The organism is Aster yellows witches'-broom phytoplasma AYWB, assembly GCF_000012225.1.
GTDB lineage: Bacteria > Bacillota_I > Bacilli_A > Acholeplasmatales > Acholeplasmataceae > Phytoplasma.
On record NC_007716.1, the window covers coordinates 164,099 to 176,820 of the forward strand.

13 protein-coding genes and 1 pseudogene are annotated in these 12,722 nt (G+C 28.2%); 10 read left to right on the forward strand and 4 right to left on the reverse strand.

Features of this window, described 5'->3' with window-relative positions; all coding sequences use genetic code 11:
* Position 1: 1 nt before the first annotated feature.
* The 4 genes from AYWB_RS00655 to AYWB_RS00670 all read left to right on the forward strand — a co-directional run bounded on the left by AYWB_RS00655 (position 2) and on the right by AYWB_RS00670 (position 5,017).
* Entirely contained in the window at positions 2-976 is a 975-nt protein-coding gene (locus AYWB_RS00655) for an alpha-ketoacid dehydrogenase subunit beta (protein WP_011412420.1), read from the forward strand.
* A gap of 191 nt (positions 977-1,167) precedes the next feature.
* A complete protein-coding gene (locus AYWB_RS00660; RefSeq protein ID WP_011412421.1) occupies positions 1,168-2,421 on the forward strand; it encodes a dihydrolipoamide acetyltransferase family protein in 1,254 nt (417 codons plus the stop codon).
* 21 nt (positions 2,422-2,442) lie between these two features.
* The gene (lpdA, locus tag AYWB_RS00665) at positions 2,443-3,816 is read left to right on the forward strand and encodes a dihydrolipoyl dehydrogenase (protein ID WP_011412422.1); all 1,374 of its coding nucleotides are present in this window, start codon (positions 2,443-2,445) and stop codon (positions 3,814-3,816) included.
* A gap of 433 nt (positions 3,817-4,249) precedes the next feature.
* Entirely contained in the window at positions 4,250-5,017 is a 768-nt protein-coding gene (locus tag AYWB_RS00670; protein WP_011412423.1) for a TatD family hydrolase, read from the forward strand.
* A gap of 92 nt (positions 5,018-5,109) precedes the next feature.
* Here the strand turns inward: AYWB_RS00670 and AYWB_RS00675 are convergent, their stop codons facing one another.
* A complete protein-coding gene (locus AYWB_RS00675; protein ID WP_041639979.1) occupies positions 5,110-5,439 on the reverse strand; it encodes a hypothetical protein in 330 nt (109 codons plus the stop codon).
* A 648-nt stretch (positions 5,440-6,087) separates the two neighbouring features.
* On the opposite strand from AYWB_RS00675, the gene plsX reads away from it, so the two are divergent.
* The 4 genes from plsX (at position 6,088) to AYWB_RS00695 (ending at position 9,121) form a co-directional block, all read left to right on the forward strand.
* Positions 6,088-7,176 (forward strand): phosphate acyltransferase PlsX, encoded by a 1,089-nt coding sequence (gene plsX / locus AYWB_RS00680; RefSeq protein WP_011412425.1) that lies wholly within the window; start codon positions 6,088-6,090, stop codon positions 7,174-7,176.
* Positions 7,177-7,181: 5 nt separating this feature from the next.
* A complete protein-coding gene (rnc, locus tag AYWB_RS00685) occupies positions 7,182-7,895 on the forward strand; it encodes a ribonuclease III (protein WP_011412426.1) in 714 nt (237 codons plus the stop codon).
* A gap of 13 nt (positions 7,896-7,908) precedes the next feature.
* On the forward strand, positions 7,909-8,529 hold the full coding sequence (locus AYWB_RS00690; RefSeq protein ID WP_011412427.1) for a DnaD domain-containing protein: 621 nt from the start codon (positions 7,909-7,911) through the stop codon (positions 8,527-8,529).
* Between the two features lie 127 nt (positions 8,530-8,656).
* On the forward strand, positions 8,657-9,121 hold the full coding sequence (locus AYWB_RS00695; protein ID WP_011412428.1) for a hypothetical protein: 465 nt from the start codon (positions 8,657-8,659) through the stop codon (positions 9,119-9,121).
* Between the two features lie 280 nt (positions 9,122-9,401).
* Here the strand turns inward: AYWB_RS00695 and AYWB_RS04160 are convergent.
* The 3 genes and pseudogenes from AYWB_RS04160 to AYWB_RS00705 form a co-directional block, all read right to left on the reverse strand.
* Positions 9,402-9,809 (reverse strand): annotated as a pseudogene (locus tag AYWB_RS04160) (IS3 family transposase); the annotation flags it as partial.
* Between the two features lie 25 nt (positions 9,810-9,834).
* A complete protein-coding gene (locus AYWB_RS03565; RefSeq protein ID WP_011412429.1) occupies positions 9,835-10,431 on the reverse strand; it encodes a DUF2963 domain-containing protein in 597 nt (198 codons plus the stop codon).
* Between the two features lie 357 nt (positions 10,432-10,788).
* The gene (locus AYWB_RS00705; RefSeq protein WP_011412430.1) at positions 10,789-11,205 is read right to left on the reverse strand and encodes a hypothetical protein; all 417 of its coding nucleotides are present in this window, start codon (positions 11,203-11,205) and stop codon (positions 10,789-10,791) included.
* 506 nt (positions 11,206-11,711) lie between these two features.
* Here AYWB_RS00705 and AYWB_RS03425 point away from each other — a divergent pair.
* Complete coding sequence (locus AYWB_RS03425) at positions 11,712-12,404, forward strand: DUF2963 domain-containing protein (protein WP_011412431.1); 693 nt, start codon at positions 11,712-11,714, stop codon at positions 12,402-12,404.
* Between the two features lie 73 nt (positions 12,405-12,477).
* Positions 12,478-12,705, forward strand: coding sequence for a hypothetical protein (locus tag AYWB_RS00715; RefSeq protein ID WP_011412432.1), 228 nt, complete (start codon positions 12,478-12,480; stop codon positions 12,703-12,705).
* Positions 12,706-12,722 lie beyond the last annotated feature (17 nt).

A 12,722-nucleotide genomic window follows, 5' to 3' on the forward strand; every position in this document is an offset into this window, starting at 1 on the left:
AATGGCTTCAATGACATTACTAGATGCAATTAATCAAACTTTAGATAGTAAGTTAGCAAAAGATCCTAGAGTAGTTATTTTTGGACAAGATGTAGGAAAATTAGGTGGTGTTTTCCGTGTAACTAAAGGTTTACAAGATAAACACGGAGAAACTCGCGTTTTTAATTCTCCTATTGCTGAATCTTCTATTATCGGAAGTGCTATCGGACTTGCCATTAACGGCATGCGACCAGTTGCAGAAATCCAATTTGATGGTTTTATTTTTGTAGGACTAGAAGACCTATTTGCCCATGCAGCCCGTTTTCGTAACCGTAGTCGTGGTAATTACACAGTACCTATGGTAGTAAGAGTTCCAGTTGGTGGAGGTGTAAAATCCTTAGAACATCATTCCGAATCATTAGAAGTAATTTTAGGCTCTGTTCCTGGTCTTAAAGTAGTTATTCCATCTAACCCTTACGACGCTAAAGGCTTATTAATGGCTGCTATTAACGACCCTGATCCAGTAGTCTACATGGAACCTAAAAGAATTTATCGTGGGTTCCGTCAAGAAGTTCCCGAAACAGACTATGAAGTCGAAATTGGTAAAGCCAAAGTCGTTCAAGAAGGAACAGACATTACAGTTGTAGCTTGGGGAGCGATGGTACCAGAAACACTATTAGCCCTTAAACAACTTGATCCTAATGTTTCCGTAGAACTAATTGATTTAAGAACTATTAATCCTATTGATAGAGAGACTGTAATTACATCTGTGAAAAAAACTGGACGCTTTTTAGTAGTTCATGAAGCATGTAAAACTTACGGACCTGCAGGAGAATTGATCGCTTTAGTTAACGAACAAGCTTTCTTATACCTAGATGCAGCTCCTTCCAGAGTTACTGGAAACGACATCACGATGCCTTTAGCAAAAGCAGAACATTATCAGTTTTTAAGCCCTGAAAAAATAGCTGATGCTATTAAAAAAGTGGTTTGCGAATAAGATAGCAAAAAAGATATTAAAGACAAACTAACCCCTTTTGTCTCAAAAAACAACACATTAAAACTTCCTCCAAATTAAAAAATATAATATATCTAAATCAAAAACTAAAAACCACAATCACAAACCAAAATAAAAATTAAAAAACAAATAAACCCCTAAACAAACTGCATTATAATCAAGGAGATAAAAATATGTTTGAATTTAAATTTGCTGATGTCGGCGAAGGCATTCATGAAGGCACAATTACAAGATGGTTTTTTAAAGTGGGCGACCAAGTAAAAGAAGGTGATGTTTTAGTTAAAGTTGAAACTGACAAATTAGACGTAGAACTAACTTCTCCTGTAGCAGGAAAAATTTTAAAAAGAGACCTTAAAGAAGGCGAAGTTATTTGTGTAGGAGACACTATCGTTTTAATCCAAGAGCCAGGCGACACTGATACAGACGTTAAAAATTTTTCTTCTCAAAATCTTAATGAAACCACAACAGAAGAAAAAAACGACAACCAACAAACACAAACATCCTTACAAGCTTATTTACCGCCTCAAAAAGTACTTGCTACTCCATTAGTAAAAAGTCTAGCTAAAGAACTAGGACTTGACCTTACAACAATTAAAGGAACAGGCGAAAACGGAAAAATCTTAAAAGTAGATTTACAGAACACAACTAACCCTTTGCAACCACAACCAATCCAACCAGCAAACTCTTTTGTCAAAGAACAACCAACTCCAACTTTTGCCGCATCTAGCCAAGAAACAGAAGTAGTCAAAATTTCTCGCCTCAGAAAAGCCATCGCACAAAAAATGGTTCTTTCCAAAGGCAAAATCCCAGAAACTACTATAATGGACGAAGTAAACATTACTGCTTTAGTAACACTACGCAAACAAGCCAAAGATCAAGCACAATCCCAAGGAATCAAATTAACTTTTATGGCTTTCATCATGAAAGCAGTAGCGATTGCCTTACAAGAATTCCCAGTATTTAACGCTAGTTATGATGACGTTAAAGAAGAAGTTACTTACAAAAAATTCATTAATTTAGGAGTAGCAGTTGATACCAAAGACGGTCTAATCGTCCCTAACATCAAAGATGCTAATAAATTAACTCTTTTAGAAATGGCACAACAATTACAACAAGTAGCCAAATCCACTACCGAAAGAAAAGTGGAATTAAATCAACTGCAAAACGGTACTTTTACTATCACTAATTTTGGTTCTATCGATATTACTTACGGCACTCCAGTTATCAATTACCCTGAATTAGCTATTTTAGGAGTAGGAAAAATTACCAAAAAACCTATAGTTGAAAACAATCAAATTGTAATTGCAGACATGCTTCCTCTTTCCTTAGCAATTGACCACCGTATTATTGATGGCGCTGATGGCGGTAGATTTTTAAAACGCGTTAAAGAATTACTAAATACTCCCACTTTACTGCTTTTATCCTAATAGAAAGACCAAAGGCAAATTATGAAAAATTATGATGTTTTAGTGATTGGTGGAGGTCCTGGTGGATACGTTGCTGCCATTAAAGCTGCTCAAATTGGTGCTAAAGTTGCTTTAGTAGAAAAACATAAATTAGGTGGTATTTGTCTTAATTACGGCTGTATTCCTACCAAAGCTTATTTAAAAAGTGCTAAAATTTATAAAGATATAAAACGTTGTTCTGATTTTGGAATTAAAGTACAAAACGGCATTTCTTTTGATTGGTCCTCCATTTTATCACGCAAAAATAAAATTGTTGCTCAACTTACTACAGGCATATCTTTCCTCCTTAAAAAAAATAAAATTGATTTTTATCATGGGTTTGCAAGTGTTCTTTCTCCTTGTGAGGTCCAAGTAGAAACTAACTTATTATACACCAAAAAATTAATTATTGCAACAGGCAGTACCGCTTTTGTTCCCCCTATTCCAGGCGCCCAAGAAGCTTATCAAAAAGGAATTCTTAAAACTAGTAAAGAGTTACTAAAACTCGAAAGCTATCCTTCCAAAGTTACTATTGTAGGAGGCGGTGTTATTGGAGTAGAATTTGCAACTATTTTTAATTCTTTTGGTAGCGAAGTGACTATTTTAGAAAGGAAAGATACTATTCTAAATGGTATGGATCAAGACGTTGTTGTTGCATACACTAAAAAACTTCAAGCAGATGGCATCCAAATTATGACTCAAGTAGAAGTAAATAAAATTAATGAAAATCGAACTACCTACACTCAAAAAGGAACTGATAAAACAATTACTTCGGATGTTATTTTAATGGCTGTAGGTACTAAAGCCAATCTTGCGGGTTTAGAAAAATTAAATTTAGTACTTAACCGCAATAGCGTCCAAACTGATAATTTTTGTCAAACTTCAATTCCTGGAGTATATGCTATTGGCGACGTAAACGGCAAATACATGTTAGCTCACGTGGCAAGTCATGAAGGCATTGTAGCTGCAACACACGCTTTAGAACAAAAAGTAAATCCCATTAACTATGACCGTGTTCCTGCTTGTATTTATGGTTTTCCTGAAATTGCTTCTATTGGTATGACCGAACAACAAGCCAAAGACAAACAAATTGATTATAAAGTTTCTAAAATATCTCTCGGAGCTGTTGGCAAATCTTTAGCTGAAGGTGAAAAAGAAGGCTTTGCTAAATTAATTGTTTGCAAAAAACATTTAGAAATTTTAGGAATGCATATTTATGCTTACAATGCTACTGAATTAATTAGTGAAATGGCTGTAGGAATGGAACTCGAAGGAACTGCTTATGAACTGTCTCAAGCAATCCATCCTCATCCTACCTTATCAGAACTTACTTTTGAAGCTCTTTTAGGAGCCGTTGATAAGCCAATTCATTCATAATTATATTTTGATCTTTGAACAAAAAAAGAACCTTTAATAGGTTCTTTTTCCTTAAATGGGTGATGATTCAATTATGAAAATAAAAATAAGAATAAGGAAATGAATCGAAATAAAACGACGAAACTAAAATAAAGGTGAATCGAAATATAAATATTAAATCCTCAAATATTTTCGAATAAAAGGAGATGATAAATAATGATCACTAAATATAACATTAGAAAAGTTTTATTTTTTATCTTATTATTTGCAGATTTTGCCATAGCTTTTCTCGAAAAAAGCCAAAATATTTATAATCCCAGATAAATATTGGGCATTAAGTTTGCCTTTTATTTATTTTTTACCATTTTTTAAAACTTATAAATAACAACAAAAATAACAACAAAAATAACAATCTCCCAACCCCTTAAAATCAAAAAAAAGGAATACATAAAAAATGTTAATAGACACTCACACTCATCTCAATCTTAAAACATATAAAAATAAATTAGATGATGTTTTTCAAAAAGCTTGGAATAATGACGTCAAAAAAATGATTGTTATAGGCATGGATGAAAAAACTAACCAAAAAGCCTATGAAATTGCTAATAAATATAAAGAAGCGATGGTAGCTTTTGGGATTCATCCTTGTTCTGATTTTTCCCAAGAAACTCCCGAAAGCATCATCAAATACCTCAATCATCCGCAAACAGTTGCTATAGGAGAAATTGGTCTTGATCTTCATCACAGACAAGATAATTTAGCTATCCAAAAAAAGTTTTTTCAAGCACAAGTTAAAATTGCTATCCAATATAAATTACCTATCATTATTCATGCACGTAAATCTTTTGAAGAAATTTATCAAATTTTACTACCTTATCGCAATCAAGTTAGAGGAGTTTTTCATTGTTTAGTTTTTAGTTTAGAAGAAGCCCAAAAAGCTTTGGAACTAGGTTTTTACATTGGAATTGGAGGAGTTGTTACTTATCCTCATGCCAAAGCTGCCCATGAAATTGCAAAAACTATTCCTCTAGATAAAATTTTATTAGAAACTGATTGTCCTTATTTAACTCCTTATCCATTTAAAAATGAAACCAATGAGCCTTCTCATATCAAATTAATTGCCCAAAAAATTGCTCAATTAAGAAATATTTCTTTGCAATATGTTGCTACTCAAACAAGTAATAATGTAGCTAAGTTGTTTTTTAATAAAAATTTTTTTTAATATTTTTGGTATATCCAAAAATATTTGAAATATAAAATAATTCAAAATCACACTCAAAAAAATCCCTTATATAATAAAAAAATCAACTCCGCTTATACGAAGTTGATTTTACTTTTTTCTTCTTCATCAGTTTGGCGAAAACTATCTACATCTAACCAAACTTCAGGAACAGTACCACATTTACTTTGTTTAACTTTTCCTTTTAACACTTTAATAACTTGTCCTGGTTGCAAGAAAAACTCAGGATTATCAGCATCAATATGAGTAAAATTGATAAGAACTTCATCATATTTTTGTTTACAATTAACAGTTCCTACACAAACATTAGTAGCAAACCATTGTCTTTTTGAACTACCATTTTTTTTTAAATATCTAACTTTTACTTCTAAATAAAAATTTTTAACTTCGGTTGCTTGTTGCATGCATTCCATTTTCTAACACTTCCTTTTACAATTTTTTGTTGATAAAATCGTTAATTTTCAAGTTTAATCCCTTACTTAAAAACTTAAAATAATGAAATTATCTCCTAATATGATAAAATAATATTGAACTGTTTAATGTAGTTTTTTTATTTAACATTTCATTTATTATTATAGCAAATTATTATAAATTTTATTTTGATAAAAAAATTATTTTCAATAAATTTATCATTAATTTGTTCTAAATTATCTTTTTATTTCTATAATTATTTGTAAACCAAACTTTGATGGCATTATTTACTTCTTTATTTTTGCTACATTTTTGCCAAGACTTGCTAATTGCAACTTTAAAATTATTTTGATAATACTTTTTCTGAAATTTTAACTCAAAAAGGCTAGAAGATAATTATTATCAAAGTAATTTATTATAATTAATTATAATTTTTCAACACTTCATAAAATAAACAACCAAATTATTGGTTATTTCCATTTTTATTTTTTGCCTCTTTATATTTTGATTTGGCAAAAATAAAATATTTTTTTAAAAACCAAACTTAAAAAACTCAAAAGTTTCATTTACCAACAAAACAATTTAATCTACAAAAACAAAATCAAATTTTAAAAAACAATACACAAAAGAAAGGAGTTTTTATGATTAAAATAGCAATAGATGCCATGGGAGGCGATTTTGCCCCATTAGAAATTGTCAAAGGAACCCTGCTTGCCTTAAATAAAAATACAGAACTTCAAGTTTTTTTATATGGCAATCAAAAATTAATAACTCCACTTATTGAAAAAACTCCTTTTTTTGGAAACAAACAAATTATCATCAAACACACGCCTTATTTTTTAGGATCAGCCGACAAAAATATAAGAGACCAATTGAAAACCACTCCTAATACTTCTTTATTTTTAGCTCTTGAAGCAGCCAAACAAGACGAGGTTCAAGGAGTAGTTTCAGCGGGCGCTACCCAAACTTTGATCTTAGCAAGTCATCTTATTCTTAAAAAAATGCCTTTAATGAAAAGAATTGCCATTGCCCCTATGTTTAATTCATTTGATAATCGAACAAGAATTTTGCTAGATGCAGGAGCTAACACCGAACTAAAACCCCAGCATTTGCACACTTTTGCAAATTATGCCACCATTATAGCCAAAGAAATTTTAGCAATTCCAAATCCTCAAATAAAACTACTTAACATCGGAACAGAGCCCACCAAAGGAAGAGCTTTGGAACTTGAAACTTACCAACTTTTATCGCAAGATTCTAATCTTAATTTTGGCGGCAATGAAGAACCTCAAAACCTTCTTACAACTTCAGCAGATATTTTGTTAAGTGACGGATTTACTGCCAACATTGCCTTAAAAACTTATGAAGGAACAATGCTTAATTTCATGAACCACTTAAAAAATATCCTTACTAAAAATTTTATCAAAAAAATTGCCACTAAAACTTTGTTTCAAAAACCTCTACAACAATTAAAAAACCAAATAGACCCACGCCAAATTGGAGGAGCTATGCTTTTAGGACTTAACAAAATTGTTATTAAAGCTCACGGTTCTTCCCAATCTTACGCTTTTTGCCAAGCTATTTTACAAACTCAAAAACTAATTAAAGCCCAAGTAAATCAAAAAATTGCTAATGCCTTAGAAATTGCCAAAAACAAAGAAAACCAAACTAAAAAAATATCAACATCAACTATAAATCCCAAAACCTCCGAAACCACAAAAGAAAGCTAATACTTATGAAAAACATCCAAATTCTTTTTCAAACCCTCAATATTTTTCCCAAAAACCTTGTCCTTTACAAACAGGCTCTTACACATAGCTCTTATTCTAACGAACAAACCCCACCTCAAGAAGACAACGAAAGACTTGAATTTTTAGGAGATGCCATCGTAGGCTTACTTATGGCTGACTATCTTTATTCCCAATCCAAAGAAGACGAAGGCATTATGACTAAAAAAAGAGCTCAGGCTGTGTGCGAAAAGTCGCTTACCATCTACGCTCAAAAAATTGAATTGCAAAATTATCTTCTTTTAGGTAAAGGTGAAAAAAACAAAGATTTTAATGCTAAAGGCATTATGGCAGACACTTTTGAAGCCTTATTTGGTGCTATTTATCTTGATTTAGGATATTTAACAGCCAAAAAAGTTTTTCATAATATTGTCTTACCTCACTTAGCCAAAACTATTTATATTATTGATTTTAAAACTCAATTACAAGAAATAGTTCAGTCAGAAAAAAAAACTATCCAATATAAAATAGTCCAAGAACAAGGACCTGCTCATTCTAAAAATTTTGTAGCAGAAGTCTATTTAGAAAAAAATCTTTTAGGAACAGGTGAAGGTAGCACTAAAAAATCCGCTGAGCAAAAAGCAGCCCAACAAGCATTGTCCAAAGTTGCCAAAACCAAAGACCTAATCAAAAACAAAGGCGTCAAAGAAAAGGAGCTTTAATAATAATAATAATATGGTTATTTTTCAAAAACTTTACGAAGATGGTTTTTTACAAGTAGAAAAAATGTTAATCCAAGAGTATCAAAAATTAGGGTTAACTTACCCTGAACTAACTATTTTGCTATTCTTGCTAGATTTTTCCAAAAAACGTGTCTTTTCTTCCAACGCCTTAGCCAAAAAAGCAGGGATCACTAAAAAAGAAGTAGAACATATTTTGGAACAATTGATGTCAAAGGATTTTTTTGACCTTTCGCAAGAAACCAAAAACCATAAAATTATTGAAGTTTTTTCACTGCACCCCACTTTTGCCAAGCTAGAAAAAATCTATCAAGACCAAATTCGCGAATCCAAACACCAAAACCAACTTACCTTAATCCAAAAAACTATTGAATGTTTAGAGCAAAACAAAGGACAAACTCTTACATCTAATGAATTAGAATTAGTTAGAAATTGGTATCAAGACCAAGAATTTAGTCATGAAGAAATTAAAAACACAATTGAAGAAGCCCTTTGTGTTAAAAAAACTTCTGTTTTTTACATCAATACTTTGCTTGGAAAAAAGAAATTTTTGACAGTTGTACCTGATGAAAAAGCAGACAAAGCTTTAGCAAAACTTTTTAAAAAAATAAAATAACACTTAATTTTAACAAACAAAAAGTCAATCTTACTCTTTTTATGTGTTATAATTACTTATGTAATTATTTTTTTAGTATTTCAATTATTTTATTTATGAAAAAATAACTATCAAAGGAATTAAAAAGATGAAATTTTTAGAAAATAAACGAGGAAAAATCATTACTGGCGCTATTTTTATTACTGTTACTCTTTATGTAGGTTTAGGATTTTATATTTCTTTTAATCCTGTTAACTGGCTTTCTCCTAAAAAAGTTTGGGCAAAACAAGCAGCTCATAATTTGTATAATTCAGTTGAAAAGTTAAAAAAAGAAGAAAATAAAGGCAATGTTAATTCTAAACTTGCGAGCATTAAAACTAATTTAGAAGCAGTAAATAAACACATAATTGAATATTATAAAGAATCAACCAGCGATGAATACCCAGCAGTAAAAGACCTATACGACAAAATTGTTCAAGCAAAAGACAATGCTTATAAAAAAATAGAACCGGATGATAAAGCAACTGATGATACCTTTAAAGAAATTAAAAAATTATTTCAAAACGATAACACCAAAAACCTCCAAGAAAAAGTTAATAATTTAACTAAATAAAAATACCCTTTTTAAGGGTATTTTTATTATCCATATACGCTGTTCCAAAAGTTTAGATACTTTTTTTTGTTGCTTTTTAAAAATTCTTTAAGACTAAAAAATTAAATTAGATAATTTAATATCTTTTCAAACTAAGTAAATATTTTTTAAAATATTTTGTCCTTACGTTATACATTTAGGTAAAAAAAGTGAAAACTCCCATATAAAATGAAAATATAATTTATATAAGATTTTGGGAATATTGAGAAGGAGATAAATAATTTAATTTAGCTAAAATTGATTAATTGTTCCAAAATTTAGAGAAATAATTGATTATTTTTTTAACTTTTTCGTTGGTTTTTTGAAATAAAAAAGGATGTTTATGTTTTAAGATAGTTTTCATTTAGCCGAAAAAGTTTTCAATTACGGCGTTATCACGTGTAGTAGCTTTTCTTGACATGCTGATTGAAAACTTTTTTTTAAAAGTTGTTGGGATTTTAAATATTGATAAAATGTTCTTTGATTGGAATGAATTATACAAGGTTCTTTTAATAGAGGTAATTTTTTTGATGGGGTTTAAAATTAATTCTTTATTTTGATTTTTTGAAGTGTAGGAAACGGTTATTTGGTTGTTAAAAGAGTTTATGATGAAAGAAAAATATAAAAAACCTTGGTGAGTTTTGAAATAATTGATGTCGGTAAATGGTTTTGGAGGGTTTTATTTCTTTAATTAATCAATATGTATCTTCGTCTTTATATTCATTAATTTCTTTAATACTTCGATCAGGGTTGTAATAAGTTTCTTTAATTAATAAGTCTTTATTTTTATTATGTTCTGTTATTAATTTAATTGTTTTGCCATCATCATAAAAATGATTTTTTTTAATAAATAACATTGTATCTTGGTCACGTTCGGCAATATATTTTATTGCTTTTCCATCGGGTTGATAATGAATCACTTTATTATATTTACCTGTATCTTGATTAATTTCATTAATATGATGAATTGTTGTGCCAGCACGGTTGTAGTATATTTTAGGTGGATATTTAATTTTTGGTGGTTGTTTTTCTGATATAGTTGGTTCTTGTTGTTGTGTTAATTTATCAACTTCTTTATCAATTTTATTAAGGATTATATTATAGTTTTCTTGTTCTTGTGGGATATCAGTTTTTGAGTTTAAATTATGTTGATTTTGATCATAAGTTTTAGGTTGAATTTTGTTATTAACTAATAATAAAATTATTAAAATAAAAATAATAGAGACTGAAATAAATAACATACAAATTATAAAGATTTGATTTTTTGGTTTTTTTTGATTATTGGTTTTCATAATTTAACCTCTTTTTTTATAATTATTTTCAACTGGGTTAATAAATTGCTAAAACTACAATCTTTAATAGCAATTATATTGTTGAAAGTGGTTTTAATGAATGATATAATAATATTAGCATAGTTATTTTATTTTGACAATAAATTGATCTATGCTAAAATTGAATATTTGCATGTTTATACAGCCTTTCATTGATAGTTATATAAATCTTTGTCTTTGTGAGAACTAGGGATTTACATAACTATTTTTTTATATATTTTAATATGAGATTAATATAACAAAATATATAAAAAAAATAACTCCCTAAAATAATAAGGGAGTTATATAATAGTTAAAATATAAAAAAAATAAATTTAATTATTCCCAATCAAAAAAAGTTTCACTTAATTTATCAATTATTTCTTCATTATGATTTACACATTCATCAACAAGTTGGTTTAATGCATATTTTATCTCATCTTCAGTAATATCTGGTGACAAAATAAAATCTATTATTTTTTCTTTAAATATTTCATATTGTTTTGGGTCAAATTTATCTAATACTTCTTTTTTAAAAAATTTATAATTTGATTCATCTTTGAAATTATTCTGTGTTGTAGTAAAGCTTTCAAAGAATTTTTCAGATAAATCATTAAGTTGTTTAATATTTTCTCCCAAATCATATTTAATCAAATTTTCAGCGCAATGTTGAAAAAACTTTACGCCCATTAATTGTAGATAATAAGCTAAATCTTCTTTTAAAGTTTTATTATTTTTTTCTTTTGCAGGATTCAATACTTCTTTTTTATATATTTATATTAAAAAAAATAGCTATATAAATCCTTATTCTCATCCAAGAAAATATTTTATATAACTATCAATGAAAGGCTGTATAAACATGCAAATATTCAATTTTAGCATAGATCAATTTATTGTCAAAATAAAATAACTATGCTAATATTAGCATATCATTCATTAAAACCACTTTCAACAATATAATTGCTATTAAAGATGTTGATTTTCATTTCGGCAATTTATTAAATAGTACAGGTATAATTATTAGTTTTATTTTAGCGTTATTTTATATTTTAATATTTATAACCTTTTTAGTTTTTATTGGTTCTATTTTTGATATTATCAAAAAAATTATTAAGGTTATTTTATTTCCTAAATCATCCATTAAACAACCTACTACAACTGATAAAGATCTAAATGAATTACAAAAAAAATATAACTGATTTAGAATATAAAAATAATTTAATGATAAAATAAATTAAAAAAACAACATTTAAAGGAAAAAAATGGAAAACAATAATCAAAAAAAATCAAAAAATATGATCTTTATCATTTGGAGTTTATTTATATCATTAGTAGTTATATTTCTTTTAATTATTCTTTTATTAGCTATTAATAAACAAAAAGTTAATGTTAAATCAAAACAACAAGAACAATTTCAATCTCAAGCTAATATTCCATCCCAACAAGAACAAGAAAAAACTTATAATGACATTTTAAAAAAAATTGAAAAAGAAGTTGATGCATTAACTACAACTAAAAACGTTATTTTTTTGCCGAATACTAAAATAATAAAACAAATTAAATTTTATAATTCTCAAACTAATAAATTAATTGAATTACAAGCATTTTATGAAGATGGAAAAACATTAAAATATAAAAAAAAATATAATCCTCAAACAGGTTTTTCATTAAAAGATGAAATATATTCTTATGATGGTAAAATAATAAAACAAATTAAGGAATATAATGAAAATGGTAAATTAATTAAACTAACTAATTTTCATGACGATGGTAAAAAAATAGATATGATGCAAGAATACGATCCTCAAACAGGTTTTTTAAAATCATCAACTTATTATCAAATTGACGGAAAAAAAATAAGTAATATTGGTGAATACGATCCTCAAACAGGTTATAAAACAAAAACAACTTGGTATAACAAAGACGGAACTGTTAAAAAGATTACAGATTATTAATCATGAATAGAATAAAAAAAGAAAAATTATATTAAAGATTTGGATTACATTTATATCAATTATTATTTTAATAATGTTATTCTTTTTATGTTTAAAATTACCTAAATTACTTAAATCAAAACAACAACAAAAACAAACTGAATATCAATATCAAACTGAATTTGATGATGAAAATAAATTAGTTAAAGATATAGCAGTTGTAACTCTCACAACTGGCGCAGTTGTAATTGGTTGTCTAGTTTTAGCTCCTATTTTTGCATCTGTAGTTCCAATTGCAGCTCCTGTTGCTTTATTACTTTAATATTAAGAAAGTAGAAA

What these genes read in the sequence shown, in the direction of transcription:
- AYWB_RS00655 (WP_011412420.1), top strand. Translation starts at nt 2, where the DNA reads ATGGCTTCAATGACATTACTAGATGCAATTAATCAAACTTTAGATAGT.
- AYWB_RS00660 (WP_011412421.1), top strand. Translation starts at nt 1,168, where the DNA reads ATGTTTGAATTTAAATTTGCTGATGTCGGCGAAGGCATTCATGAAGGC.
- lpdA (WP_011412422.1), top strand. Translation starts at nt 2,443, where the DNA reads ATGAAAAATTATGATGTTTTAGTGATTGGTGGAGGTCCTGGTGGATAC.
- AYWB_RS00670 (WP_011412423.1), top strand. Translation starts at nt 4,250, where the DNA reads ATGTTAATAGACACTCACACTCATCTCAATCTTAAAACATATAAAAAT.
- AYWB_RS00675 (WP_041639979.1), bottom strand. Translation starts at nt 5,439, where the DNA reads ATGCAACAAGCAACCGAAGTTAAAAATTTTTATTTAGAAGTAAAAGTT.
- plsX (WP_011412425.1), top strand. Translation starts at nt 6,088, where the DNA reads ATGATTAAAATAGCAATAGATGCCATGGGAGGCGATTTTGCCCCATTA.
- rnc (WP_011412426.1), top strand. Translation starts at nt 7,182, where the DNA reads ATGAAAAACATCCAAATTCTTTTTCAAACCCTCAATATTTTTCCCAAA.
- AYWB_RS00690 (WP_011412427.1), top strand. Translation starts at nt 7,909, where the DNA reads ATGGTTATTTTTCAAAAACTTTACGAAGATGGTTTTTTACAAGTAGAA.
- AYWB_RS00695 (WP_011412428.1), top strand. Translation starts at nt 8,657, where the DNA reads ATGAAATTTTTAGAAAATAAACGAGGAAAAATCATTACTGGCGCTATT.
- AYWB_RS03565 (WP_011412429.1), bottom strand. Translation starts at nt 10,431, where the DNA reads ATGAAAACCAATAATCAAAAAAAACCAAAAAATCAAATCTTTATAATT.
- AYWB_RS03425 (WP_011412431.1), top strand. Translation starts at nt 11,712, where the DNA reads ATGGAAAACAATAATCAAAAAAAATCAAAAAATATGATCTTTATCATT.
- AYWB_RS00715 (WP_011412432.1), top strand. Translation starts at nt 12,478, where the DNA reads ATGTTATTCTTTTTATGTTTAAAATTACCTAAATTACTTAAATCAAAA.